We start from the raw sequence: 26,293 nt of genomic DNA, 5'->3' as shown, positions 1-26,293 counted from the left end.
ATCTGAGCCGATTCGGCAGCGGGTGGGGGAATGCTCGTGGCCAGCTCGGACGCACTGACATCATTTCGAACCGCTGCGGCGGGCAGGGCCAGAAGGCCCCGCCCGCGGCAGCGGTTCAGCAGCGAGGGGGTCTCACGGCCCTCGGGGGTTCGCGCGGAGGTGACGAGCATGACCGACCTGGTGTACTTCTCCAGCGTCTCGGGCAACACGCACCGTTTCGTGCAAAAGCTCGGGCGTCCCGCCCTGCGCATCCCCCTCCACTCGCGCGACGAGCCGCTTCTGGTCACCGAACCCTATGTGCTGCTCGTGCCCACCTATGGCGGCGGTCCCGAAACGCGGGCCGTTCCCAAACAGGTGATCCGCTTTCTGAATGACGAGCGCAATCGCAAGCTGCTGCGCGGTGTGATGGCGGCTGGCAACACCAATTTCGGTGAGGCCTACGGGATCGCGGGCGACATCATCGCCCGGAAGTGCCACGTGCCCTTCCTTTATCGATTCGAACTCTTTGGAACCCCGGACGACGTCACAGCCGTCCACGAAGGATTGGAACAGTTTTGGGCTCTGCAGGAACCACAGCCGGAGGCACCGTGATGGAAGCCGGTCACGAGTCTTCGAAGATCAGCGAGATGGATTACCACTCGCTCAACGCGATGCTCAACCTCTACGACGCCGACGGCAAGATCCAGTTCGACAAGGATCGTGAAGCTGCGCGCCAGTACTTCCTGCAGCACGTGAACCAGAACACGGTGTTCTTCCACTCCTTCGAGGAGCGGATGCGCTACCTCCTCGACAACGACTACTACGAGCGCGAGCTCATCGAGCAGTACTCGCTCGATTTCATCGAGGCGCTGCGCGACGAGGCCTACGGCATGAAGTTCCGCTTCCCCACCTTCCTCGGGGCGTTCAAGTTCTTCACCTCGTACGCGCTGAAAACCTTCGACGGCAAGCGCTACCTGGAGCGCTTCGAGGATCGCGTCGTGATGGTCGCCCTCGGCCTCGCCCGCGGCAACGAGGAGCTGGCCCGCGGCATCGTGCGCGAGATCATCTCCGGCCGTTTCCAGCCCGCAACCCCCACCTTCCTCAACCTCGGCAAGGCGCAGCGCGGCGAGCTCGTCTCCTGCTTCCTGCTCCGCATCGAGGACAACATGGAGTCGATCTCTCGCGGCATCAACTCCTCGCTGCAGCTTTCCAAGCGCGGCGGCGGTGTCGCGCTCCTCCTCTCGAACATTCGCGAGGCCGGCGCCCCGATCAAGAAGATCGAGAACCAGTCCTCCGGCATCATCCCCGTCATGAAGCTCCTCGAAGACAGCTTCAGCTACGCGAACCAGCTTGGTGCACGTCAGGGCGCAGGCGCGGTGTACCTCTCGGCGCACCACCCCGACATCATGAAGTTCCTCGACACGAAGCGCGAGAACGCCGACGAGAAGATCCGCATTAAGACCCTCTCCCTTGGTGTCGTCATCCCCGACATCACCTTCGAACTCGCGAAGAAGAACGAAGACATGTATCTCTTCTCGCCCTACGACGTCGAGAAGGTCTACGGGGTGCCCTTCGGTGACATCTCCGTCTCCGAGAAGTACCACGAGATGGTCGACGACGCGCGCATCAAGAAGACAAAGATCAGCGCCCGCCACTTCTTCCAGACCATTGCCGAGCTGCAGTTCGAGTCGGGCTACCCCTACATCGTGTTCGAAGACACCGTGAATCGGGCAAACCCGATCAAGGGTCGCATCAACATGTCGAACCTCTGTTCCGAGATCCTCCAGGTCAACACCCCGACCACCTACAACGAAGACCTCAGCTACGACCACATCGGCAAAGACATCAGCTGCAACCTCGGCTCGATGAACATCGCCAAGATGATGGACGGCGAGAACTTCGGCGAGAGCGTCGAGCTTGCGATCCGCGCGCTCTCCGCGGTGAGCGACATGAGCCACATCGCCTCGGTGCGATCCATCGAAGATGGCAACGACAAGTCGCACGCCATCGGTCTCGGCCAGATGAACCTCCACGGCTACCTTGCGCGCGAGCACGTGCACTACGGCAGCCAAGAAGGTATCGACTTCACGAACATCTACTTCTACACGATCCTGTTCCATGCGCTGCGCGCCTCGAACACGATCGCGATCGAGCGCGGCACCACCTTCGAGGGCTTCGCCGAATCGAAGTACGCCTCCGGTGAGTTCTTCGACAAGTACACCGATAATGTGTGGGAGCCCGCGACCGAGCGCGTGCGTGCCCTCTTCGCAGATGCAGGCGTGACGATCCCCACGCAGGACGACTGGCGAGAGCTCAAGGCGAGCGTGCAGCAGCACGGCATCTACAACCAGAACCTGCAGGCGGTGCCCCCCACAGGCTCCATCTCCTACATCAACAACTCCACCTCGTCGATCCACCCGATCGCATCGAAGATCGAGATCCGCAAAGAAGGCAAGCTGGGTCGCGTGTACTACCCGGCCCCGTACCTCACGAACGAGAATCTCGAATACTACGAGGATGCCTACGAGATCGGGCCCGAGAAGATCATCGACACCTACGCTGCGGCCACGCAGCACGTCGATCAGGGTCTGTCGCTGACGCTGTTCTTCAAGGACACCGCGTCGACGCGCGACATCAACAAGGCCCAGATCTACGCATGGCGCAAGGGCATCAAGACGATCTACTACATCCGCCTGCGTCAGCTCGCGCTCGAGGGCACCGAACTCGAGCAGTGCGTCAGCTGCATGCTCTGATGCACGGAGGCCCGCGCTCGTCGCGGGCCTCCGCTATCCTGCGGGTGGTGCGCGCCGCGGGATCCGCACCCTTGGATCGAAGCGATCCTGCAGCTCTCGGCAGGATAACTGAGCAGAAAGAACACCGATGAACTTCAAGCTGGGCCACGCAGTGCAGGCGATCAACTGGAACCGCATCGAGGATGAGAAGGACCTTGAGGTCTGGAACCGTCTCGTCAACAACTTCTGGCTTCCCGAGAAGGTGCCGCTCTCGAACGATGTGCAGTCGTGGGCCACGCTCACCCCTGCGGAGCAGCTGCTCACCATGCGCGTCTTCACCGGGCTGACGCTGCTCGACACGATCCAGGGCACTGTGGGCGCGGTGTCGCTCATCCCCGACGCGATCACCCCGCACGAAGAAGCCGTGTACACCAACATCGCGTTCATGGAGTCGGTGCACGCGAAGAGCTACTCGTCGATTTTCTCCACGCTCTGCTCCACGCAGGAGATCGACGACGCCTTCCGGTGGTCGGTCGAAAACCAGTACCTGCAGAAGAAGGCGCAGATCATCGTCGACTACTACGAAGGCGACGACCCGCTCAAGCGCAAGATCGCTTCGACCCTGCTCGAATCGTTCCTCTTCTACTCCGGCTTCTACCTGCCGATCTACTGGTCGTCGAAGGCGAAGCTCACGAACACCGCCGACCTCATCCGCCTCATCATCCGCGATGAGGCCGTGCACGGCTACTACATCGGCTACAAGTTCCAGAAGGGGCTAGAAGCCGAAAGCGAAGAGCGCCGCCAGGAGCTCAAGGATTACACCTTCGCGCTGCTCTACGACCTCTACGAGAACGAGGTGCTCTACACGCAGGACCTCTACGACGGGGTCGGCCTCACCGAAGACGTCAAGAAGTTCCTGCACTACAACGCGAACAAGGCGCTCATGAACCTCGGCTTCGAGCCGATGTTCCCCAAGGAGATGACCGACGTCAACCCCGCGATCCTGTCGTCGCTCTCTCCCAACGCCGACGAGAACCACGACTTCTTCTCGGGCTCCGGTTCCAGCTACGTCATCGGCAAGGCCGTCGCCACCGAAGACGAGGACTGGGACTTCTGAGTCGTTGATGTAGCCCCAGGCCCGTGAGGGCTGATGAGAGGCCCGGAACTGCAGGATTCTGCAGTTCCGGGCCTCTTTTCATGCCACCTCCTGATGAACAGAGGAGGACGGAAATGCACATCAGTATCCAGTCGGAGTGGCACGGAGGTGGCACGGGCGCACCTGCCAGACCAGAGCGGGGTGGGTTCCCGGACGGAAAGCAGGTTCGAGAGGTCACCGAGGCCGTGCCACAACGTGCCAGCGAGGACGTTTCAGGCTCGCTCGGAACCGCAGAATCATGCGGATCTGGGCTGATCCAGGTGCCTAGTGGCACGAAGTGGCACGACCGTCCGCAACAGTCCGTTTGCGGCCACGGGAGGGCATGATGAGCGTCACGGAGCAGAAGAGGCCAACTACAAAGCGTGAGACCTGGGGAAGCCTGCGAAAGCTCCCTTCGGGGCGATGGCAGGCTCGCTATCCGGCGCCTGACGGGGAGATTTACACTGCGCGAACCGACGACGACAAACCGCTGACGTTCCTTACCAAGACGGATGCTCGCACCTGGCTCGCAGGCGCTCACACGAAGATTGCTCGCGGCGACTGGCAGCCTCCGTCCGCAGTGGCTGCACCTCGTCGCGCGGAAGCAGCTGCGGATCAGGCGCGCGCGGTCGGGTTCTCGGAGTACTCGGAGCGTTGGCTTGCAATGATCCGCACGGAGCCGAACCGCAGCGGTAAGAAGCGTGCCGTCGGCACCGTCCGCTCTTACCAGAGCAAAGTCACGGGCTATCTGGTGCCAGAGTTCGAGAACACTCCAATCCGTGACATCGACGAGGCCCGGATTCGCGTCATGACAGAACGCCTCGACAAGATCCCATCGCCGTTGAATCCGAGGTCGAAGTTCAACGGCGTCACGCGTCCGGTCTTGATCGTATTGATGATGATCTTGCGACAGGCGGCACGGGACGGCATCACTCCTGCGGCTCCGAACGTCTCGATTCCACGTCAAGAGCCGGTGCGACACGATGCCGACCACGATGCCAGCGAGGACGTGATCGCACCCGAACAGGTTGAAGCTTTGTATGCGGCGGCACCCCCTGAGTGGTCGATCATGGTGCTGCTGGCCGCGTGGTGCCAGTTGCGGCGAGGCGAGTGCCTCGGACTCCAACGCCGAGACGTTGAATGGTACCCAGACGGGAGCGCCACGCTGCACGTACGTCGACAGCTGAACGCGAACACCGGGGACTACACAGATCTGAAGAGCGACGCAGGCAAGCGATCGCTCAGCGTCCCAGATCTGATGGTTGATCGCCTGCGCGAGCACCTTCTGTCGCGCGTCGCGCCGGAGGCCAAAGCGCCCTTGGTGCCGGCAAGCCCTCGCGGAAGCATGCCCCTTTCCAACACTCGCTGGGGGTTCATCTGGGGTGACGTCCGTGACAACGTCGCTGGGCTGCCCCCAAGGTTTCGCTTCCACGATCTGCGCCACACCGGTCTGACGCTGTTCGCTCAAGAGGGTGCCACGTTGGCTGAGCTGATGCGTCGGGGCGGGCACTCGGATATGAGGATCGTGTTGCGATACCAGCACGCCACGATGACGAGAGATCGAGAACTCGCCTGTCGAATGAGTCGCCGTGTCGAGGCTGCCATCACCTCCGCACTGCCTGAGAACGGTAGTAGCGGTGCGGCCCGGGATTCGTGAAGGGCACCTATGGGATGAACCCATGTGACGACAGAGAAGGAGAGGTGTTGACATGGTTCGTCAATCTCGAACAAAAGTGCCCGTCGAGAACCTGGTCCCGTTGGCAGAGGCCGCGGTGAGATTCGGGGTGTCCGTGAAGACGCTACGCCGGCGGATCTCGGACGGCACGGTTACTGGGTACCGTGTGGGACGCCTGATCCGAGTCGACATGAAGGAGCTGGAAGAACGATTGCTGGTCGAGATTCCATCGACGCGATAGAAGTGAAAAGGGAGGAACGGTCCTGGCGGACGTTCCTCCCTTTCGTGTTGGCCGGGAGTCCAACCACGGGTGCCGGCCGGGATCATTGAGACTTCGAACCCTTTGCGGCCGCGACCGCGGCGGCGATCGTTTCCTCTTCGATCTGGGCGCGACGGGCGGCGTCGGCAGAGACGAACGTGATGAAGTCAGCGTCCCGATCCGGGATTACCTCATCCTCAATCGGTGCCTGCGCAACCTCACCAGGCCAGGTGGTCTGCCGAGTTGGCCGGTCGCGATCCAGGCGGGTGCCGCAGGTGGCCACCCATTCGCGGAGCCGTTCGCGGGCGAGCGCGAAATCGGTGTGCCACGCGATCGGCCCCGACCCGTCCTGTTCGGGGTCGTAGCTGCACAGCCAATGCGTGTGCAGCGCAGAGAGCTCCCAGACGAGTTCGGGATGCCGATGCCAGAACGGCGGCACTACCGACGCGGGCAGCCCATAGGTCTCGCGGAGCTGGTTCACCCACTGGTTCAGATCGAGCCATTCTTGTTCGGCTTCGTGCGAGCGCAGGAGATGCCAGTTGATCGGCTTCGGGGTGATCGGCAGAGAGACAGTGCTGAGCGGGTCAGTGCCGTCGTCCTCCTCCTCGAGTTCTTCGGGGTCGAAGCCTTCCTCGTCGGCGGGCGCGTCGATGTTCATGGCGGGGTCCCCTTCCCGGTTCACATGGCCCTGGCGAACACCGGCGACGTGCTCCGCTCAGTGCCTCGGGCAGCGGTGCTGGTGCGTTCGACGGTTCGGCTGGCGCGCTGGCTGCGATCCATCGTGAAGGTGGTGCGGGCGGCGTCGGGGCCGATCTTCGAGACGATGAACTGCTCGATCTCGGTCGGCACACCGTCTCGCTCGATGGTTCGGCGATTCACGCGCCCCTCGGCGACGAAGTTGTCGTGCTTCTGCAGCGTCGACAGTGCGCGCACGGCGCTCTCCCCGAACGCGACGAGGTCATGGAACGAGGGTTCGAGCTCCGTGAATGTGCCGTCCTCCTCACGCCGGTAGCGGGGCTTGCCCACGCGGGCGAACATGCGCGGCACCCCGCTCTTCGTGGACGAGGGATGCGGGGTGGTTGCGATGAACCCTGACAACGAGGTCTTGGTCGGGATCGACACGATTTCGCCTCCTGCTTCACGGCCGCGCCCATCACGGCTCTACGAAACAGGTGCACCTTCTCTGCCTGACGGATCGTCCGCGCCCGGCTGGGTGTTGGCCTGCCGGTAATGGAGTTTTGCTTCGACCGCGCGGCGGTCGGCTACGAGTTGTTTCCCGTCGGCGCGCTGGTTCCAGGAGCGCAGGCGTGCCACGATCGGCGGTGCCGCGCGCAGCAGCACGAGGCCGGTGCCGAACGGGAGTCGGCGGATCGCGTCGGGCGGCATGATCGGTACGCGGCGGATCGAGCGTTGCGCGGAGCGGGTGCCGTGGTCGCCGACGGTGGTGGAGTCGGTGATCTCATCGCGTTCCCCAATCAGGGTTGAGAGGTCTTGGAGGTCGCGGCTGTTGGAGGCTCCGCCGAGGACGATCTTCACGATCGCGGCATCCCAGATCGCGGAGGCCGCGTGCTCCGACCACTGCTCCCGCGCCTGCGCAAGCGACTGCAAGACCGGCATGGTCGTGATCCCTGTGCCGCCGCCTTCGGCCATGAGCGTCGGCAACGACGGCAACGGGCTGAGGTTCGCGACCTCGTCCAAGCAGAGCAGCAGGGGCGGATCGAGTCGTGCGCCTGCGGAGCGTGCGGCGAGGCGGCGGGCTGCCTCGACTACGTCTTCGATGAGCGCTGCGACCAGCGGGGCGCTGTTGTTCGCCCCGGCCGCGGTCGCCAGCAGGTACAGGGTGCCCTTCTTCGCGAGGAAGTCTTCGGGGTTGAATACCTCGTCGGGGCCGGGGGTGACGGCATCGAGCACGCGGGGGTCGGCGAGGGCGGCGAGGGCGAGGGAGACGCCCTGCCAGATCGAATCCCTGGTACGCGGGTCCGCGTCGATCATCGCCTGCAACGCCTCCGCCCACCCGCCCGCGGCTTGCGGGTGGGTGGCGAGGATCGATACGGCGTCGCCGGCGGCTGCGGGGTCGAGCGTCCACCGGAACAGGTCGGCGGGCTGCCGCTGGTCGAGGGCGGCGGCGTGGAGCAGACATTGGAGCGCAACACGGGTTTTCGCTTCCCAGAAGTCTCCGCCCTCGACCCCGCCTTTCCCGAGCCCGGTGGCGGAGGCGAGCCCTGCGGCGCGAATCATCGCGGTGAGGGGATCGGTGCAGCCTCTGACGGGCGACCAGCGGAGCCCGGCGGGGATGCCGTCGGCGAGGTGCTGCGGATCGAACACCGCCACCGGCCCCACCTTCTCCCTGGCCCGGATCGTGGCGGTCACGTTGTCCGGACGAGTGGACGTGGTGACGACCGCGCCGGGGGCGGTGAGGATCGAGTTGATGACGATGTGCACGCCCTTCCCGGAGCGGGGCGGCCCGATCAGCAGGATCGAGTCTTCGACCGACGCCCACACCTCGACCCCGCGCGACACCCCGAGCCGGTACCCGACCTCTGAAGGCTCAGGGTTCTCGAGCGACGGGCGCAGGTTCCCCGCCCGAGCCAGGAGCGCGCGCGGAGATCCCGCTTTCGCGACTTCGGCGCGGGTGGCGATCCCGGCGATCCGGTACGGGTCCATCGCCTGCCGGCGGCCGTGCTGCCGGATCGCCGTCCACCCCCGCCAGGCCGCAGCCCCGGCGGTGAAGATCATGGTGCCGGCGATGACCCAGTACACGACCGGGTTCAGGCCCGGCGCGCCGAGTGCGGCGCCAGGGGCGCCGGGGTGCAGGAGCACCCCGGCCCCGGCGCCGAACCCGGTATCGGGTTGCGGGGTGCCGGTGAGGAACGCGGTGACACTGCCCGCAGCCCGGAGGATCACCGCGATGACGGCGAGGGTGGCGAGCCCTACGAGGGCGGCGTTGGTGAGTTCGTCGCCGAGGCTCCCCGTCGGGCGGATCGGGGAGGTCACTGCGGTGCCCCGATGCAGACGGTGGCAGAGATCCGGCCGAGGAGAATCACTTCATTGGTGGGCGCGTGGTCGAGGTAGCGGGAATCGATCAGGGCGCGGGCGATGCCGTCGGGCCCTGTCTCGGTGTGCGCGATGACGATCGCGACCGCGACATCCTCGCCCGGCACCATCCCCGACCCCGCGAACTGCACCAGACGCGGCACCACCGGCACCGGCACCGCGGCCACGGGCGGAACCTGTTGCACCGGCTGCGCCTCTGGTTGTGGGGTGCGGCGCGGGCGCGGGGTGTAGAAGTCGGTCATCGTGCGGCCGTCGGTTTCGATGACGTCGACGCGGATCGTGCAGTCGGTCTGCTCGCGGATCGCGTCCACGATCGCCGGGAACGATCCCCGCCGCCACGGCGGGGAGAACTCCGGCGGCAGAAACGGCGCCCCGTCGACCGTGACGGCCAGGGTGCCGTCCTCGGCGACGACGATGCGCACCATCACCACGGACGGATCAGCAGGGTTCGAGCGATCACGCTTCGACATACAGGGTCTCCTTCATAAGACGGGCAGGCAGAGATCGGCCCGAGGCAAGGGGTGCCATCGGGCCGGAAGACACACACCCAGGACGGCGCGACGTGGATGGCAGTGATGAGCGCCGGGGTTCAGAGCGCTGGCCGGCCCGCGCCGCGGCCTGGGTCTGGGGCGGTGCGGCGGGCGGCCGACTGATATGCCGGCGGGAGCTGGTACGCCGCTGGCGTCGGGTCGAGCATCGCTTCGACATCTCCGACGCTCGTGGTGACTTCTGCGAGGCCTTCGGCGAGGAGCCGGTGGCAGCCGGCTGAGTTCGCGGAGGTGATCGGCCCAGGGATCGCGCCGAGCTGGCGGCCGAGTTCGTAGGCGGCGACCGCGACCCGGAGGCTTCCCGACCGTGCCCCGGCTTCCGGGATCACCGTCGCGGCGGAGAGGGCAGCGAGCAGACGCGAACGTGCCTCGAACCGGCCCTTCGTCGGCGCATATCCTGGCGCGGCCTCGGAAAGGAGGAGGCCACCCTGATCGGTGATGCGGCGGAACAGGTCATCGTGCGCCTGCGGATACGGCCGATCCAGGCCACCCGCGAGCACCGCGATCGTAGATGCCGAACGCGCAGTGAGGGCGGCGCGGTGGGCTTCGGCGTCGATGCCGTAGGCGCCGCCCGAGACGAGGATGCGCGGCGACGCTGCGAGCTGCCACGCGAACTCACGAGTGACCTGCACCCCATAGCCGGTGGCGGCGCGGGCGCCGGTGATCGTCACCCGGGACGAGAGCGAGGCGGTGAGCAGTTCCGGGTTGCCCTTCGCCCACAGCGCCAGCGGTGCGGCGTGGCCGAGGTCTGCGAGGGCTGTGGGCCAGCCGGGGCGGTGCGGGGTGAGGATGCGCAGGCCGTGGCGCTCGGTCAGGCCGATCAGCTCATCGGTGAGCGCGTCCTTCTGCAACGAGGCGGCCTGCTGCCGCCACCTCACCCCGGCCACAGGGTCGACCTGTGACGGGATCGCTGCGCCTGGGTCGCGGATCAACGCGAGCGTCTCCGTGACGCCGATGGCCTGCACGAGCTGCCCGGTGACCGGATCACCGGGCTCGGTGAGCACGGCGAGCGTGATCCGCGCGATCGTGTCTGCCGTGTACTCGCTCATTACCGCCTCCTGCACCGCCGTCACTGTCAGAGGACAGGTGCGCCAGGCGGACACGCGAAAAGGGCGGGGCGCAGACCCTGGGGAATGGTCTGCGCCCCGCCCAGCATGGGGGTGCTGGGGTTACTGGTTCATGAGGTCTTCGATACCGGTGTCCTCCTCTCCGCTGTCTCCGCCTCGCTCCCGGTGGAGCGCGAGCCTGCGCCCGAACCACAGCGTCACTCCGGCCGCGAGGAGCGCGACCAGGCCGCCGGCGGCGATCAGCCACGGGAACCCGCCCCCAGTCGTAGCCAGCTCGGACGGCGTCTCCGGAAGCTCCGGCTGCTCCGGCGTCGGCGGCACCTCTTGCGGCGTCTCGGTCACGACCGTCGTCTCACCCGGTGCACCGCATTTCCCTTCCGCGATGACCTTGCCCGTGGCGTCGTAGAGGGTTTCGACCCAGTAGACGTGCCCGGCACGGTCGACGCTCGTCTTCCCGGAGCGGTAGATGCCAGCCTGGGTGACGGCGATCTTCTCGGAGGTGAAGAACGGCACCTCGCAGACCGGCTCGGCGTCGGGGTCGTGGGGGCCGTAGGCGCGGAACACGAGGTACGCGCCGTCGGGGATCTTCGTCCCCTGCACGAGTGCGGTATCGTCGAACTCCTCACCGACCCCCGCGACGGGGGTGGCCTGCGTGATGACCGACACCGGCTGCTCGTCATCGGGAACGTAGAACCGCTCCCAGATATCCGTCGGCGAGCTCGTGAAGGGCTGCACGCGGTCGTCGCCCGCGAACCGCGTGACGATGACGTAGTAGCCGGCCTCGGTCGGCTGGATGCGGTCCTCATTGGTGTAGCCGATGTCGTAGACCCCGTTCTTCGCGGGCGTCGTGATCCGCGTGAGCACCGGGGCATCCGACAGATCGAGATCGTCGGTGAGCTCCGCATCGGTCTGGAAGGGGCCGTAGACGGTGTGCTCGATCTCCTGCTCGTCGGGCCCCCAGTAGCCGTCACCTGTGAACTCGGGGTGATTCTCCGGGAACCCAGAGACGGTGATCCGGTCGAACGCGCGCCCGTTCTTGTGGACGTTGTATTCGCGGACTTCCGAGGTGATCGTGAGCGGCCACCTGACGGAGTGCGATTCGATGTTGATGCCGTACTCGTCCTGCCAATCGGCGGCGATGTACGGGCGCACCCACTCCGGCTGCGACGCCTTCTTCACCTGCCACACCCAGGCCACGAACCCCGCATCCGGCAACTCCACCTCGGGCGACTCGTACTCACCGGGCCCGGGCGCGGTTACCGTGACGGTGCCGATCGGCACCGCACCCGCCGGCGCCTCCGCACCCTGCACCGGCGGGAGGGTTCCGGGTGCCTGGTAGGCGGTGCCCTCGAAGACGACCGGGATCGGCTCGCCGTTGTGCTTCAGCCAGGCGCCATTGGTCGAGGAGACCGTGATCGTATCCGTCACCCGGTCGCCGGGCTTCACGAGCTTGCCGTTCGCCTTCGATACCGCCTCCGGCTGGAACGGCGTGACCGAGGTCTCGGCCACCCGCCCGAACCGATCCGTGAAGGAATCGGTGAGGTACTTCGCGTTCGCACCCTGCTTGGTCTTGTCGATCCTCCACACCCACGTGTAGAACCCCGACTCCGGGGCCGTGAGCGTGCCCGGCGACACGTAGTTCCCGGGGTGCGTGAGCGTCAGCGACTCGGTCCCGAGCACGGGCGCGCCCTCTGGCGGTGCGTTCGCTTCGACCGGCTGCGCGTCGAACGGCCCGTAGAGGGTGCCTTCGGCGAGCACCGGCACCGGGATACCGTTCACCTTGATCCAGGAGTGCTTCGTCACCGTGACGTTCAGCTTGTCGGAGAATACGTCGCCTGCCTGCACGAACTTCGCATCCACGACCGTCTCGATCACCGGCCGGAAGTCCAACGGAATCACCGCTGACTGCGCAGAGGCGAACAGCGGCTCGAACGAGGCCGCGCCGAGGATGCGTTGCTCGCCCGGAGTGTAGAACAGGTCCACGCCAGCCCCGTACCCAAGCGACGGAGCCTTGAGGCTCGCGGTGATCTGATAGTCCGGTGCGCCCTCGGGTGGGATACCGACGATCTCATGTGTCCCGACACCGAGTGTCGCGGAGGTGCTGCCGTTCGTGAAGTTGGCGTTGGTGAGCGTAACGGTGCCGGTTGCGCTCGTGGGGTTCGCCTGGACTTTGAGCTGCCCCTGGTACTGGTCGGTCATCGTGATCGACATCGACACCGACGGGTTCGCGACGGCGTTCGCCGCCGACTCGCTCCGCATCGTGGTGAGGTGCGACAGGATCGTGGCCTGCATGTTCCCGGGTGCCCGGGTGACGAACTGCCCGTCTCCGCCGCGTGCGGAGTAGTTGCCGCGGTCGGCGATATCCCAGACGTATAGCTGGACGGCGGAGGTGATGTTTGGATCGTTGCTCTCACCCCACCGCCCGAGTACGTAGTTCAGGCGGGCGAGCTCGGTCGCGCTGAGGCTGTCGAGCGTGGTCTTCAGCTCCGGGTGTTGCGTGTTGCCCCACGGGGCGAGCGCGTCGAGATCCATGCAGTACGCCTGACGGCCATGCGACGAGAAGGAACCGAGCCAGAGATCCTGATTGCCATACCCGACGCCCAGGGTCGCGGCCTGCGCCGGGGCTGCCGGGAAGAACAGGCTGCCAAGTAACATCAGCAGGATTGTGAGGGTCGTCGCAACGCTTGAGACAACGCGGCCGGGCAGCGGTGATTTGTCGGGTGGTACGAGAATGTGAGCAGACAAGTGGGATCTCCTTATTGATTGTGTCCGCCGTCGTCAGAACGGCAACAGCTACTAGTCAGGTGCGCACACTGCACCGGTAGGACTTGGACGAGCACTACATAGGTCTCTCCGGTTGCTCAGTGCAGCGCGACGGGGCTGCCGGGAATGCCGCGCCATAGTAGAAGTACCCCGCTTCATGGAATCTCGTGTCAAAGCAGGTCGCTGCCCGGCTCCGGCAGCGGGTGCCGTCGACGATCGCAACGAGGTCGAAGCCCTCGGTTCCGTACTCGGTGGTGATCCGAAGGCTGCCGTTCGGGTCGATCCGCGCGGCTGCGCCATACTGTACGGTGCCAGGACGAAGCAGATTGGTGAGTACTCGGTGCTGGTCGGTGCGGAGGGCGCTGCGCAGCGATGCGACCGAGGATTGGGGTTCGGTGAGTAACCAAATGCCCGAGGGCTTGCGCTACCCGGCGCCTTGACGCGATCTATCCACTCGATTCTGAACTGACCGCATTACCCAGACCAGAGCGTCGAGTGCTTGGAACGTGTTCCCGAAGAGCATCAGCGCTGCAACGTCGGGATCTTCATCATCAAGGCTGGAGAAGGAGACGCCATCGGCGGTACTGCTTTCGACGGCACATTCAGTATCGACGCCTCTGCTATCACGAGGGAGTCCATCCCGGTCTGGGGGAGGGGATGTGGCTACGGCAATCGCTGTCGACAGGTCCTGCGTGCTGTTCATCAAGTCCACCGCCTATGGCCGAGAAAACTCGCTCACGCACATCGGACCCTTATCGACCGAATGCACGCCCACGAGTGGGAACGTGCCAAGCTCACCGACCGAGGCGCCAAGCTGCTCGTGCCGACCGTACTCATCATCGCCGCTTCTCCGTGGGCGCCTGTGAACACCGTCTCCGCCACCGTGAAGGGCGCGATCGGCTCCGCCTCCAAGCACTGAAATGTGCCCAAGCTCCGTCAGGAGTTCGAAGAGCTGGGTACGATCCGCACCGTGGCCCTCAACGGTAAAGGCGCACTTACCCGCAACTAACCCCAAGTCGTCGAAGTCGTGAGCTTCGAATGCGCCGAACGCGAGGTGATCGGCTTCGCCAACGCACTCGAATCATCCAGCATGCACCCGCCGTCGTGACCGTGCCCGATGCGGCGACCAGGCGAGATGCTTAGTAGGATGAGCCGTAGCGCGGAATCACCGGCACCGCCTCCTGCCAGAGGATCCGAATCAGTATTGTCCGCTGGGTTGATCCCGGTAAGGACCGACTCGCCACCGAGTAGCTTGCCGAGCAGGGTATGATCATCGTCGTGATCGAAGCCGATTGGGAACTCCCCAATCTCATCGAGGTTCGCGACGAGTTGCGTGCGCGGGATTGGCTGAGACGATCCAAATGCTGCAGGAGACGGGATCTCTCGATCATGCTCACCGGTGGCCACGATTGCACTGCACAGGCTCTGGCGGCCGACTCCGGCATCTTGAGTATGCACGCCGGGCGGTCCCCGCAGACAAGGCCATGCCATCAGCGCCCTCGTCGCCGCTGATCCCACGGTGATAGTCGGCGATGGTTTTTACGACGTCCCGGCGCTCGCTCCGGTGACCGTCGCGATGAGCGTCAAGGTTCCGCGGCTGCCATTGAGTCTGCTGGCGTTGCCAATAGCCGTCACGATTCAGTCTTCATTCCGCAGAACCTTGTGCCAGCTCAGCGGGGCCGGCGCATCGTTATCCGGAATATAGCCCTAGCCCTCTACATCGTGATTGTCCCCTCGTGCTGTTCTGTGCACTCGGGTAACCCGGAGTCGTGCACGTTCTCAAACTCGCGTAGCGCTCGTGATCCTCAACGGCGTCCCTGCCCCATACCAGTGGGTGCGGCAGGATCAGCCCTGGCATGCGGAGCCGCGCCGACACTGGCAAAAGCGCCGACGTACGCCCACACGCAGTAGCATCCCCTGGCTGACCTCAGGTTCCGATGCTAAATTGTTACATGACAATGGAGGTGATGGAGTGATGAGTGCACGCGTTGCATCGCGACGACCGCTATCGCGGCGTGCGATCCTGACCCTCGTCTGGGTCGGCGCCTTCGTCATCCTCGGTCTCGTCGGACTGCGCGCGCACAGCGCCGAACTCAGCAGCGTGCCGGTAATCGCCGAGGCCTCGGCGAGCACCAGTGCGACCACCCCCTCAACAGCCTCGACCGCCACGCTCGTCGAGGGGGGCGAGCACGCCGCCAACGGCAGCGTGCAGAGCTGGCACCTCGATCTCATTGCGATCTGCATGCTCACCATGCTCGCCACTCTGATGCTGGTCGTGCTCTTCACCCGGCGACCGTGGCTACAGCTGCGGCTCGGCAGGATCCGCGAATGGGCGGTCGCCCTGCCGCGCGCACCCGCCCGCCCGCAGCCATTGCTGCTCCTTCACTCGATCTCGCGAACCTGATCTCCACCGGGAAACCCGTGCACGGGGATAGCCCGCGAAGCTCCGTGTGCCTCCAACCGGCACCACGTTCCCTCTGAGAGCTTCGCCGGCCCCTGCAAAAGCGCTGACATCGGCACGCCTTCCGGCATTGCGCACTCTCGAACATCACTCGGGCGCACGAGCGCCCCCGATCAGGAGCCAGCAGTTTGAACTCCACAGATTCACCGATCAAAGCTAAACACTTCCTCTTCGTCTTCGGCACCGTGCTCCTGAGCATCTGTTTCGCCGTCGTCTCGTTCTTCGTCCTCGGAGTCGTCTTTTGAGGCGGCGTCGGCACGCCGAGGAATCGGCGGGGCCGAGGCGGAGCACCTGGATCGAACCCACTGATACAGACGAACGCTCGACCGACGACTCGGCTCGGCCCCGCCGATCCAAGCATGCAGCCGCAGCACCGTCCACGGTGCCATACACCGATCTCCCGGCGCAGCCCGTCAGCGAGCGGCCTGCCGCCGAGGAGACGCCGACCGGGGGCGGAACGGAACCCGAGACCGGCACGGCACGGCGACGCTCACAACTGCGCAGCTTCGTCGCTGGCAGTACGGCGCTCGCGAGCGTCACCGTACTCGTGGCGGGTACCGTCTTCCCTGCGACCAGCGCCGCGACCGCCGATACCCCCGTCTTCGCGAGCCGACAGCAGGCCTTCGTCACGGGAGGCACAACCGACACTCCGACGCTGCTCGACGAGCTCTCGGTCTCCCCGACTGCGATCGCGCCCGAGATCGGGCTGAGCGGTGGGGCAGTGACCGTCAGCGGCCTCACCGACACCACATTGCAGTACCCCTTCGCCCAAGAGGTGCCGCTCACCGATGGCTTCGGATACCGCTCCGCACCAGTCGCAGGCTTCCACGACGCACAAGACATGGCCGCTGCCGGCGGCACTCCGATCCGCATCGTCGGTGACGGCGTGATCACTGAGGCTGGCTGGGCCTCCGACGGCTGCGGCTTCTCGCTGAAAGTCCAGCACCAGGTTGCCGGTCAAGAGGTCATCAGCCGGTACTGCCATATGCAGGAGAACTCCCACTCCTGGCAGGTTGGCCAAACCGTTCAGGGAGGCGACCAAGCCGGACTCGTCGGAACCACCGGGATGTCCTTCGGCAACCACCTGCACCTGGTGGTGCGCGTCGAAGATGAGCCCGTCGACCCGCTGCCGTTCATCGCCGCGAACTCGAAGTAGCCCCCTCCCCGGCGAGCACTCGCCAGCGTCAGTAAGGACAACCCCCGACCGTGTACCCCGCGATGGCCAGCCTCGAGCTCGGCGACCTCTTCCAGTTCGATTTGCGCAGCATGTCGCCGCTCGCCTGGCTCGCCGTCGTCTGCCTCTCCATCTACCTGACCGGGGCGATCTCCCTCTGGGTACGGGGAAAACGATGGGGCGTCGGTTCGACGCTGCTGTTCACCGTCGGCTGCCTCCTCTGGTTCGCGGCCACCGGACTGCGCGCGAACGCCTACGCCGAGGAACTCGTCTCGGTGCTGCTCTTCCAGCAGATCACGCTCATGGTCGTCGCACCCCCGTTCCTGCTCATGGGCTCTCCCGGCCGTCTGCTCCTGCGCGCGACGCCGCGCCGGGGACTCGGGCGGCCGGTGATGCGCGCCGCGCTCAGCGCCTACCGCTCGCGCACCGCCCAGGTGCTCCTGCACCCGGCCACCGTGATCGTCATCGCCGTCGTCGCCTTCCCCACCCTGTACTTCACCGACACCCTGAGCTGGTTCCTCGAGCTCCCGTCCGGGCATCTCATCCTGCTCACCCTGTTCCTCGCCTTCGGCATGATCGGTGGCGCTCCGCTGTGGTCACTCGACCCGTTGCCGCGCGCCCCATCGTTCGTGGTACGCATCGTCGACGTGCTCCTCGAGATCCAGATCCACGCGATCTTCGGGCTCGTGCTGCTGCGCAGCACCGAGCCCATGTTCCGCTGGTACGCCACCGACCCCGAAGCGTGGGGGATCAGCCGCGCTCTCGACCAGGCCATCGCTGGCGGCCTGATCTGGTCATACGGCGAGCTGCCGCTGATCATCGTGCTCATCGTCACCATTTCCAAGTGGCGCACGAGCGATCTGCGGCAAGCGAAACGTCGAGAAGCTCAAGAGGACGCGGAACTCGACGCCTACAACGCCTACCTCGCCGCGAAGTTCGGAAAGGAGCAGTGATGGCGACGATCCTGATCTTCGCGCTCACCGCGATGCTCGGCGTGCTGGCCATCTTCCAGATCGCCCTGGCTGCCGGTGCACCGCTCGGCAAGTACGCGTGGGGCGGGGAACACATCACGCTCCCGCTCAACCTCCGCCTCGGCGCGATCTCCGCTGTGCTCCGCTACGCCTTCATCGCTTTCATCGCCCTCGATCGCAGCGGCACCATCGCTGTGCTGCCCGGGGAGTTCAGCTTCTGGGTGATGTGGCTCATCGTCGCTCACCTCGGGTTCAGTGTGATCCTCAGCCTGCTCTCCAAGAGCAAAGACGAGAAGATGACGCTCGCTCCCTACACCTTCGTGATGGGCCTGCTCAGCCTGCTCATCGCTCTTCAATAGGGTGCAGTATGCCGTGCGCGTCAGTCCACTCCCATGTTCGCCTTGAACCCGCTCGGTATAATCGGGGTGTGTCCTCAGTTCCCCGCAGTGCCCGCATCACGCGGCGACGATTCACGATGAGAGCCGCGACGCTGCTCCTCGCCGCAATCGTCACCGTCGTGGGCTTGTGGGGCGTCTCCCACGCCGATGATGTCGGCTTCTCCGCGCCGGCGGCCGCCTCGAACACGGTCGCAGCCACCTCCTTCGACGCCGCAGTGGGACACTTCGCCGACACCGTGGGGGAGACCACCGCCAGCGACGACATCCTGATCGGTGTTGTCACCTGCCTGCTCGGGATACTCTGCGGCTTTGCCTTGGCGATCCTGATCGTCTTCGCGCTCCGCTGCAGGCAGATGCGGTTCCAACGCCAGCGCCCCCAGATCGCTCCGATCGCCGCAACTGCAGCGTTCAATCATCGCGGCAGGCATCGCTTCGGCCTGCACGACCTCAGCCTCCTGCGCATTTAAGCGCCCCTCACGCTGCCCCCTGAGGCAGGAACGGGCCGGCACGTCCGCCATGCCCGCGACCACGCGTTGAGGAATGAGGAGAACCAGGAACTTGAGGACGTCCAAACCGACGTACCTGCTGCTGACCGCACTCGTAGCGACCGCCGCAATCAGCATTGGGCTGATCGGCTGCACAGCCGCCGCGCCGATGTCGGAACAGTACCAGCAGGGCAGTGAACGAAGCGGCACTTCTGATGGCCGCATCGTCGAGATTCCGGTCGACGAGCGTGGCGCCGCCGTGAGCTTCAGCGGCACCACCGAATACGGCGACCCGGTTTCCAGCGACGACTACGCCGGAGAGGTGTACGTCGTGAACTTCTGGTACGCCGCCTGCGGCCCCTGCATCATCGAGGCCCCCATGCTCGAGGAGGTCTGGCTGAACTACCAGGATGAGGGCGTCGGGTTCCTCGGTGTGAACATCTACGACCAGCCCGCAACCGCCGTCGCCTTCGCCGAAGAGAACGGCATCACCTACCCGAGCATCATCGATGTGAACGACGGCCGCGTCAAGCAGGCCTTCGCCGGCGTCACCCCGATCCAGGCCACGCCCACCACGCTCGTGCTCGACCGCGAGGGGCGCGTCGCGGCCCGCATCATCGGGCAACTCGAGTCCGCCTCCATCCTCGACACGCTCGTCGCCGACGCACTCGCGGAGACGCCATGAACCCGAGCGATCTCGTTTTCGACGGCGCACTCTGGGCGGGTGTGCTCATCGCCGCACTCGCCGGCTTCGTCTCCTTCGCCTCCCCCTGCGTGCTTCCGCTCGTACCCGGTTACTTCGGCTACCTTGGCTCCGCCGTCGCCCCCGTCGAGCCGAGCTTTGCACCTGCCCGCGGCACCACCGCACAGCGCCGCCGCCTGCTCCTGGGTGTTCTCCTGTTCATCGCCGGATTCTCCATCGTGTTCGTCACTGTCACCGTGCTCGGAGGTGTCTTCGGCCAGGTCTTCCTCGCCTATGCCGACATCGCCACCCGTATCCTCGGCGTCGTCGTGATCGTCATGGGGCTCGCCTTCGTCGGGGTCTTCCGCAAGATGCAGCGCACTGTCCGACCCCGCTTCCGCTCACGCCTGGGCCTCGCCGGGGCGCCACTGCTCGGTCTCGCCCTCGGTATCGGCTGGACACCGTGCATCGGGCCCACCCTCGCCGCGATCATCTCCGTGTCGTGGAACCTCGGCGACCCCGTCCGTGCGGGGCTGCTCGGCGTCGCCTACTCGCTCGGCCTCGGTATCCCGTTCCTGCTGCTCGCCCTCGGGCTCGGCTGGGCCACCCGCTCGATGTCGTTCCTGCGGCGTCACATCCGCGCCATCAACATCGCCGGCGGAGTTGTCCTCGTCGTGCTCGGCCTGCTCATGGTAAGCGGGCTCTGGACGCGCCTCATGTCCTCCCTGCAGGGGGTGATGGCGAATGTCCAGCTCCCGCTCTGAGAACGATACCCTCCCCGCACGCCCAAGCGATCACGTCGACTCCACCGAACGCGGCAGCGGCGACGTCGGCCTCGGGTGGCAGGGCTGGCTCCGATGGGGGTGGCGGCAGCTCACGAGCATGCGCACCGCGCTCATCCTGCTCCTGCTCATGGCGATTGCCGCGATCCCCGGCTCGCTCTTCCCACAGCGCCAAGCCGACCCCAACGGCGTCGTGAAGTACTTCGACGACAACCCCGAGCTCGCCCCCACCATCGACAAACTGCAGCTGTTCGACGTCTACAGCTCGGCCTGGTTCTCGGCCATCTACCTGCTGCTGTTCGTCTCCCTCATCGGCTGCATCATCCCGCGGATCAAGCATCATGCGAAAGCGCTCCGCGCGCCGGCGCCGAAGACCCCGGCCCGGCTGCAGCGCATGGTCGGCTATTCCTCCAACGATCTGCAACTCGTCGATGATCGCACCTCCGAAGCCGACGTCGCCCAGGCCATCGCGATCGCCGAGAGCGAGCTGCGACGCCGCGGATACCGCACCGCCCGCTACGACAGCGCGACTTCCTGGTCGGTATCCGCCGAACGCGGTTACCTGCGCGAAACCGGCAACCTCGTCTTCCACTCGGCACTCGTCGGGATCCTCGTGACCGTGCTGCTGAGCACCGGCCTCAACTACACCGGCGATCGCGTCATCGTCCAAGGCACCACCTTCGTGAACAGCGAGAGCGCCTACTCCTCGTTCTCGCCAGGACGGTACTTCGACCGAAGCTCACTCACCCCCTACGCACTGAGCCTCGACAGCTTCGACGTCGAGTACGTCGACCCTGGGAAGCCCGGTGCGGGGCAGGCAGGCAACTTCGCTGCCCACCTCTCCATCCGAGAGGCCGGGGACGACGACACCCGTGCCGAGACCGTGCGGGTGAACGCACCGATCGAGGTGAACGGCGACCGCATCTACCTCCTCGGTAACGGCTACGCGCCGATGATCACGATCCGCAACGCCGCCGGAGACGTCGTCTACCAGGAACCCCAGCCCTTCCTCCCGCAGGATTCCGCGATGACCTCGCTCGGCGTGATCAAAGTCCCCGACGGTCTGCCTGAGCAGGTCGGGCTCATCGGCTTCCTGTACCCGACGCAGAGCACCTTGGACACCGGCGCCTACTACTCGGTGTTCCCCGACCTCTACAACCCGATGATGACGTTCAACGTGTTCACAGGAGACCTCGGCATTGACGACGGCACTCCGCGCTCGGTGTACCAGCTCGACACCCAATCGATGACCCAGATCACCGGCGGCGACACCGGTATCGACTCGATCGAGCTCACCCCCGGCGACACCGCCGACCTCCCGAACGGGATGGGAACTATCACCTTCGAGGATCTCACCGTCACCGAGGGCGCCGAAGAGTCGATCAAGCGCTTCGTCTCGCTGCAGATCCAGCGCGACACCGGCGCCACCTGGGTGCTTGTCTTCTCCATCCTCGCCACGGTCGGCCTCATCACCGGCCTCCTCGTGCCGCGCCGTCGGCTCTGGGTGAAAGCCACCCTCACCCGACCAGTCGTCGGCGGCCGCAAGGTCAAGATCGAGTACGCCGGCCTCGCCCGCGGTGAGGATCCAGGCCTCGAGCGCGCCGTCGAACAGTTCCGCACCAGCCACCTCTCGGCCATCGCCGAGCAACTACCGTCACCGCTTTTCAAGAAGGGAACCCCATGAACTGGCCCCCGCACACCGTGCAGAAACCGAACAAGAAGCTGAGCACCTCGCAGAAGGCGGCACTCATCGCCATTCCCGCCGTGCTGCTCATCGCGCTCATCCTGATCCTCATCTCGGTGCTCAACCGGCCCGAAGTCCAGGCGCCCGGCGAGGCGTCGAACAGCGGCGGAACGGGCGGCGGAACCCCCACGCAGAGCGAAGTGCCGCTCGTGCAGGAGAACTCGCACGTCCTCGACGACGCCGGCGAGGGTGCACCCGTGCTCGTCGAGTTCCTCGACTTCGAATGCGAGGCCTGCGGCGCCGTCTACCCGGTGATCGAGGAGATCCGCAAACAGTACGACGGGCAGATCACCTATGTCGCCCGCTACTTCATCACCAACCACACGAACTCCATGAACGCCGCCATCGCGGTCGAGGCCGCGTCGCAGCAGGGCAAGTTCGAGGAGATGTACCAGAAGCTCTTCGAGTCGCAGTCCGAATGGGCGGAGCAGCAAGACTCGCAGGCCGACAAGATCCGCGGCTACGCCGAGGAGCTCGGACTCGACATGGACGCCTTCGATGCGGCCGTCGCCGACCCTGCAACCCAAGCGAGGGTCGAAGAAGACCACAACGCCGGCATGTCGCTCGGCGTGCGCGGCACCCCGACGTTCTTCCTGAACGGTGAGCTGCTGCAACCCCAGACCGTCACCGACATCACCGACGCCCTCGACGCGGCGATCGCGGAGAGCAAGGAGTAGCCATGGATCTGCAACTGCAGGCCGCGCTCGACGAGTTCTCCGTGCTCGCCGTCTGGTCAGCGATCACGATCTACGTCCTTGCGTTCCTCGCCTTCGCCTACGACCTCTCGCAGCGCGCCTCGGCCGCACCCATCAAACAGCGGGAGGCCGCGCTCGTCGGCGCGGCCGGAGGCCCCGCAGCCTCCCCGCAGAACGGGGGAGGGGAGGGGAGCCTCCGCGTGCCCGGTGCCGAACGGTCACGGCGCTACTTCGCGCGCCTCGGTATCGCGTTCACCGCCCTCGGCTTCGCGCTCCATCTCGCCGCCACGGTCACGCGCGGGATCGCGGCCGAACGGGTGCCGTGGGCGAATATGTACGAGTTCGCCCTCATCGGCACCCTGCTGATCGTCGCCGTCTACCTCGCCGCCTTGCGCTGGTACGACCTCCGGTTCCTCGGCGTCTTCATCGTCGGCATGGTGGTGTTCTTCCTCGGTGGATCGACGATCTCCTTCTACGTCGAAGTGACCCCGCTGATGGATCCGCTCAAGAGCATCTGGCTCATCATCCACGTCTTCGTCGCCTCGCTCGCCACCGCGCTGCTCGCGATCGCGGCGGGCCTATCGACGATGCAGCTGCTGCAGGCACGCCGCGAGCGGATCAAGGCCACCGGGGGCGAAGAGGTTGCCCCGGATCGCGGCTACCTGCGCACGCTCCCGAAGGCCGAGGTGCTCGAGACGCTCGCCTACCGCTTCGCGATTCTCGGCTTCATCTTCTGGACGTTCACGCTCATCGCCGGAGCGATCTGGGCGAACGAATCCTGGGGCCGCTATTGGGGCTTCGACGTCAAGGAGGTGTGGACGTTCGTGATCTGGGTGATCTACGCCGGGTACATCCACGCCCGCGCCACCCGCGGCTGGCGCGGCACGAAGTCGGCGTGGCTGTCGCTCATCGGCTTCGCCACGGTGATCTTCAACTTCACCATCGTCAACCTCTACTTCCAGGGCCTGCACGCCTACTCCGGCGTCAGCTGAGCCGCCCCCGACCACACCCGCGATTCGAGCACCAGGAAGGAGGCCGCTGTGACGACCACGGACACGCTCCCGCTGCGCGACGACCCCGACGTGCCCCGCACGGCACTCGGGCGCGGTGCGCGCGAGCAGCGCACCACCACCACGGTGCGTCGCCTGCCGTGGGGCGCGGCGATCCCGATCGCCGCCGTCTCGGGCCTGCTGCTCGACGCCGCGTTCCCGAGCCTCGGCTGGTGGCCGCTCGCCTTCCTCAGCATCGCCGGCGGGCTCTGGACGCTCATGGGCCGCAGCATCGGGGGAGCGTTTCTCGTGGGTCTCGCCTACGGCGCCGCGTTCTACTTCACGCACCTCATGTGGGTCGTGCAGTTCCTCGGCCCGATCCCGTGGGTCGCGCTCGCCGGGGTCGAATCGCTGCTCTTCGCGCTCGGCGCGATCCCGATCGCCCTCGCCTACCGCTGGGGCGCTCTCCTCGAACGCCGCGCCACCCGCCGATTCCTACTCCCGGTGCTCATCGCGGTGCTGTGGGCCGCACGCGAGCTCCTCCTCGGAACCTGGCCCTACAGCGGGTTCCCGTGGGGCAGAATCGGCATGTCCCAGGCTGGTGGCCCCTTCGCCGAAGCCGCTTCCTGGGTCGGCGTCGCCGGCCTCACCCTGCTCATCGTCTGGCTCTGCGCGTGCGTCGTCGACTGGGCCGCCCGGCCCGCACCCCGGAGACGCGCCGAGCTGCTGCCCGCAGCGGTGATCCTCGCCCTGCTGCTCGTGCCGGCGTTCCCCACGACTGCAGCGGGCAGCCTCCGCGTCGGTTGGGTGCAGGGTGATGGGCCTGCCGGCTACTTCGACACGCGCAGCCCCGGCGATGTGCTCGCCGCCCAGCGGCAAGCGAGCGACGCACTCCTCGGTGAACCGATGGATCTGCTCGTGTGGCCCGAGGGTGGGGTCGATTCCGATCCACTGAACACCCCGGCCACCGCCCGCATCCTCGACGAGCTCGTCGCAAACGCCGAGGCCCCGCTCCTCATGAATGCGGCCACCGCGCGAGGCGAGGACACCTACAACACGTCGATGCTCTGGGAGGCCGGCAGCGCCGAGCAGATGCATGACAAGGTGAACCCGGTGCCCTTTGGCGAATATGTGCCCGACCGGTGGTTCTACGAACGCATCGTCCCCGACCTGGTCGGCCTCATCCAGCGCGAGTACACGCCGGGTACGAACCCGCCGCTCGTCTCCGTCGACGGCATCCAAGTCGGGCTCGCAATCTGCTTCGATGTCATCTACGACTCGGTGATCTGGGACGGGGTGCGAGGCGGTGCGCAGTTCTACGCCTTCCAGACCAACAACGCCGACTTCCGGGGCACTGACGAGAACCTGCAGCAGCTCGAGTTCGCGCGTATGCGCGCCATCGAGACCGGACGTGCCGTCGTGAACGTATCGACCGTGGGCACCAGCCAGATCATCGCCCCCGACGGCACCATCATCGACGGCGCACCCGCCGATTCTCCGGCGGCCGCCGTCACCGCCGTACCACTGCGCACCGGGCTCACCCCGGCCGTGCTCGTCGGCCCGACCCTCACCCTCATCATCCCCATCGCCGCGCTCGGCGGGCTCCTCGCACTGGGCCTGCTCGAGCGACGGAGCCGCACGACCTCCCTCCCGCCCGCGCCTGCCTCCGCAAAGGGCGGCGCAGCAGCCGAACTCCCGCCGAAAGCATCATGACCTACGAACTCCCGCACGACCCGCCCGCCGATGAGCGCACCGGCCCGTCGGCGCAGCCCCGAAGCCGCCGTCCCTCCCGCCGACTGCTGTTCGTCTACAGCTGCGCCATCGCCGCCCTCACGATCGCTGTCGACGTGATCAGCAAACAACTCGCCTTGCACTTCCTCGACACGGAGAACCGCATCCCCGTGCTCGGCGACCTCTTCGGGCTGCAGCTCGCCTTCAACACCGGGGCCGCGTTCTCGATCGGTGCCCAGCTCACCCCCTTCATCACGCTGCTCGGCATCGTCGCCTCCGTGCTCCTTATCCGGGCCGCCCTCCGCACGAAGTACCGCATCTACGCCGCCTCGATCGGGCTGATCCTTGGCGGTGCCCTCGGCAACCTCGCCGATCGCATCTTCGCCCCGCCAGGATTCGGCAGCGGTGCGGTCACCGATTTCCTCGCCTACGGTCACCTGTTCATCGGCAACCTCGCCGACGTCGCGATCGGGGCCGGCGTCGTGCTCTATGCCCTCGGTGCTTGGCGCCTCCACGCAGCCTCCCGCGCTCGAGATACCGACGATTCGGTCGAGAGCGCCGAGGCCGAACTGCCGACCAGTAGTCCCGTAACCACCCGAGCAGAAACGACGGACTCATGAGTCAGAAACAGCAGCCCCCGTCCTACCAGCGCAACGCGCTGCTCCCGGGATTCATCGCACTCGCCCTACTCATCGTCGCGGTCGCCTTCATCGGCACCGACTGGTTCACCGTCTTCCGCTTCATCATCGCTATCCTCGCGCTCATCGTCGCCTGGTTCGCGGTGCAAGCCCGCCACTGGTGGTGGGTGCCAGTCTTCGTCGCGATCGCCGTGCTCTGGAACCCCGTCTATCCGTTCAACTTCAGCGGCATCTTCTGGATCCTCGCCCAGCCCATCGCCGGCAGCGTCTTCCTGTTCGCCGGAGCACTCATCAAACGGCCTCGCGACTAGAGACCCAGGATCCGACCGTT

26 protein-coding genes are annotated in these 26,293 nt (G+C 65.9%); 20 read left to right on the top strand and 6 right to left on the bottom strand.

All coding sequences use genetic code 11. From position 1 onward, the window contains the following. Positions 1 to 168 precede the first annotated feature (168 nt). The 5 genes from nrdI (at position 169) to WFL22_RS07265 (ending at position 5,762) form a co-directional block, all read left to right on the top strand. Complete coding sequence (gene nrdI, locus WFL22_RS07285; protein ID WP_336652556.1) at positions 169 to 591, top strand: class Ib ribonucleoside-diphosphate reductase assembly flavoprotein NrdI; 423 nt, start codon at positions 169 to 171, stop codon at positions 589 to 591. Next, positions 591 to 2,732 (top strand): class 1b ribonucleoside-diphosphate reductase subunit alpha, encoded by a 2,142-nt coding sequence (gene nrdE, locus WFL22_RS07280; RefSeq protein ID WP_336992391.1) that lies wholly within the window; start codon positions 591 to 593, stop codon positions 2,730 to 2,732. Before nrdI ends, nrdE begins: the two co-directional genes overlap by 1 nt. Before the next feature lie 127 nt (positions 2,733 to 2,859). Further along, positions 2,860 to 3,828, top strand: a complete 969-nt coding sequence (gene nrdF / locus WFL22_RS07275; protein WP_336652558.1) for a class 1b ribonucleoside-diphosphate reductase subunit beta — start codon at positions 2,860 to 2,862, stop codon at positions 3,826 to 3,828. A gap of 682 nt (positions 3,829 to 4,510) precedes the next feature. Beyond that, positions 4,511 to 5,503, top strand: coding sequence for a tyrosine-type recombinase/integrase (locus tag WFL22_RS07270; RefSeq protein ID WP_017883934.1), 993 nt, complete (start codon positions 4,511 to 4,513; stop codon positions 5,501 to 5,503). A 52-nt stretch (positions 5,504 to 5,555) separates the two neighbouring features. Next, positions 5,556 to 5,762, top strand: a complete 207-nt coding sequence (locus WFL22_RS07265) for a helix-turn-helix domain-containing protein (RefSeq protein ID WP_051066173.1) — start codon at positions 5,556 to 5,558, stop codon at positions 5,760 to 5,762. 82 nt (positions 5,763 to 5,844) lie between these two features. Here WFL22_RS07265 and WFL22_RS07260 read toward each other — a convergent pair whose 3' ends face one another. The 6 genes from WFL22_RS07260 to WFL22_RS07235 all read right to left on the bottom strand — a co-directional run bounded on the left by WFL22_RS07260 (position 5,845) and on the right by WFL22_RS07235 (position 13,194). Continuing rightward, positions 5,845 to 6,438: a hypothetical protein gene (locus tag WFL22_RS07260; protein ID WP_024356177.1), complete on the bottom strand. Its 594-nt coding sequence runs from the start codon at positions 6,436 to 6,438 to the stop codon at positions 5,845 to 5,847. A 20-nt stretch (positions 6,439 to 6,458) separates the two neighbouring features. Then, positions 6,459 to 6,902: a single-stranded DNA-binding protein gene (locus tag WFL22_RS07255; RefSeq protein WP_024356176.1), complete on the bottom strand. Its 444-nt coding sequence runs from the start codon at positions 6,900 to 6,902 to the stop codon at positions 6,459 to 6,461. Positions 6,903 to 6,941: 39 nt separating this feature from the next. Beyond that, positions 6,942 to 8,774 carry a TraM recognition domain-containing protein gene (locus WFL22_RS07250; protein WP_017883930.1) on the bottom strand — a complete coding sequence of 611 codons (1,833 nt, stop codon included), beginning with the start codon at positions 8,772 to 8,774 and terminating at the stop codon, positions 6,942 to 6,944. After that, a complete protein-coding gene (locus tag WFL22_RS07245) occupies positions 8,771 to 9,304 on the bottom strand; it encodes a hypothetical protein (protein WP_017883929.1) in 534 nt (177 codons plus the stop codon). Before WFL22_RS07245 ends, WFL22_RS07250 begins: the two co-directional genes overlap by 4 nt. 119 nt (positions 9,305 to 9,423) lie before the next feature. Beyond that, positions 9,424 to 10,431: a DNA-processing protein DprA gene (locus tag WFL22_RS07240; protein WP_017883928.1), complete on the bottom strand. Its 1,008-nt coding sequence runs from the start codon at positions 10,429 to 10,431 to the stop codon at positions 9,424 to 9,426. A 120-nt stretch (positions 10,432 to 10,551) separates the two neighbouring features. Then, on the bottom strand, positions 10,552 to 13,194 hold the full coding sequence (locus WFL22_RS07235; protein WP_081611639.1) for a hypothetical protein: 2,643 nt from the start codon (positions 13,192 to 13,194) through the stop codon (positions 10,552 to 10,554). A gap of 175 nt (positions 13,195 to 13,369) precedes the next feature. Here WFL22_RS07235 and WFL22_RS07230 point away from each other — a divergent pair, with 175 nt between their 5' ends. From WFL22_RS07230 to WFL22_RS07160, 15 genes are all read left to right on the top strand, one after another. Next, complete coding sequence (locus tag WFL22_RS07230) at positions 13,370 to 13,615, top strand: hypothetical protein (protein WP_336992086.1); 246 nt, start codon at positions 13,370 to 13,372, stop codon at positions 13,613 to 13,615. Between the two features lie 360 nt (positions 13,616 to 13,975). Then, positions 13,976 to 14,131 (top strand): hypothetical protein, encoded by a 156-nt coding sequence (locus WFL22_RS07225; protein WP_017883926.1) that lies wholly within the window; start codon positions 13,976 to 13,978, stop codon positions 14,129 to 14,131. Between the two features lie 1,056 nt (positions 14,132 to 15,187). Next, positions 15,188 to 15,616 carry a hypothetical protein gene (locus WFL22_RS07220; RefSeq protein WP_336992085.1) on the top strand — a complete coding sequence of 143 codons (429 nt, stop codon included), beginning with the start codon at positions 15,188 to 15,190 and terminating at the stop codon, positions 15,614 to 15,616. 439 nt (positions 15,617 to 16,055) lie between these two features. Further along, positions 16,056 to 16,829, top strand: coding sequence for a M23 family metallopeptidase (locus tag WFL22_RS07215; RefSeq protein WP_336992084.1), 774 nt, complete (start codon positions 16,056 to 16,058; stop codon positions 16,827 to 16,829). Positions 16,830 to 16,891: 62 nt separating this feature from the next. Further along, positions 16,892 to 17,800 (top strand): cytochrome c oxidase assembly protein, encoded by a 909-nt coding sequence (locus WFL22_RS07210; protein WP_233615402.1) that lies wholly within the window; start codon positions 16,892 to 16,894, stop codon positions 17,798 to 17,800. Continuing rightward, positions 17,800 to 18,177: a hypothetical protein gene (locus tag WFL22_RS07205; protein ID WP_024356173.1), complete on the top strand. Its 378-nt coding sequence runs from the start codon at positions 17,800 to 17,802 to the stop codon at positions 18,175 to 18,177. Before WFL22_RS07210 ends, WFL22_RS07205 begins: the two co-directional genes overlap by 1 nt. 68 nt (positions 18,178 to 18,245) lie before the next feature. Continuing rightward, entirely contained in the window at positions 18,246 to 18,683 is a 438-nt protein-coding gene (locus WFL22_RS07200) for a hypothetical protein (RefSeq protein WP_238560329.1), read from the top strand. Positions 18,684 to 18,870: 187 nt separating this feature from the next. Then, complete coding sequence (locus WFL22_RS07195) at positions 18,871 to 19,386, top strand: TlpA family protein disulfide reductase (RefSeq protein WP_017883919.1); 516 nt, start codon at positions 18,871 to 18,873, stop codon at positions 19,384 to 19,386. Further along, a complete protein-coding gene (locus WFL22_RS07190) occupies positions 19,383 to 20,147 on the top strand; it encodes a cytochrome c biogenesis CcdA family protein (protein WP_017883918.1) in 765 nt (254 codons plus the stop codon). Before WFL22_RS07195 ends, WFL22_RS07190 begins: the two co-directional genes overlap by 4 nt. Then, entirely contained in the window at positions 20,128 to 21,849 is a 1,722-nt protein-coding gene (resB, locus tag WFL22_RS07185; RefSeq protein WP_017883917.1) for a cytochrome c biogenesis protein ResB, read from the top strand. The genes WFL22_RS07190 and resB overlap by 20 nt, the downstream gene beginning before the upstream one ends. Then, positions 21,846 to 22,586 carry a DsbA family protein gene (locus WFL22_RS07180; RefSeq protein WP_017883916.1) on the top strand — a complete coding sequence of 247 codons (741 nt, stop codon included), beginning with the start codon at positions 21,846 to 21,848 and terminating at the stop codon, positions 22,584 to 22,586. Before resB ends, WFL22_RS07180 begins: the two co-directional genes overlap by 4 nt. Before the next feature lie 2 nt (positions 22,587 to 22,588). Continuing rightward, complete coding sequence (gene ccsB / locus WFL22_RS07175; protein ID WP_017883915.1) at positions 22,589 to 23,596, top strand: c-type cytochrome biogenesis protein CcsB; 1,008 nt, start codon at positions 22,589 to 22,591, stop codon at positions 23,594 to 23,596. Between the two features lie 48 nt (positions 23,597 to 23,644). Then, entirely contained in the window at positions 23,645 to 25,306 is a 1,662-nt protein-coding gene (lnt, locus tag WFL22_RS07170; RefSeq protein ID WP_017883914.1) for an apolipoprotein N-acyltransferase, read from the top strand. Then, complete coding sequence (locus tag WFL22_RS07165; RefSeq protein WP_017883913.1) at positions 25,303 to 25,944, top strand: signal peptidase II; 642 nt, start codon at positions 25,303 to 25,305, stop codon at positions 25,942 to 25,944. Before lnt ends, WFL22_RS07165 begins: the two co-directional genes overlap by 4 nt. After that, positions 25,941 to 26,273: a DUF6804 family protein gene (locus tag WFL22_RS07160; protein ID WP_336992079.1), complete on the top strand. Its 333-nt coding sequence runs from the start codon at positions 25,941 to 25,943 to the stop codon at positions 26,271 to 26,273. Before WFL22_RS07165 ends, WFL22_RS07160 begins: the two co-directional genes overlap by 4 nt. Positions 26,274 to 26,293 lie beyond the last annotated feature (20 nt).

The organism is Leucobacter sp. VD1 (assembly GCF_037150695.1).
In the GTDB taxonomy this organism is placed as follows: Bacteria; Actinomycetota; Actinomycetes; order Actinomycetales; family Microbacteriaceae; genus Leucobacter.
Note: the sequence above shows the minus strand (reverse complement) of the source record. Positions and strands in the feature narration are given on the sequence as shown.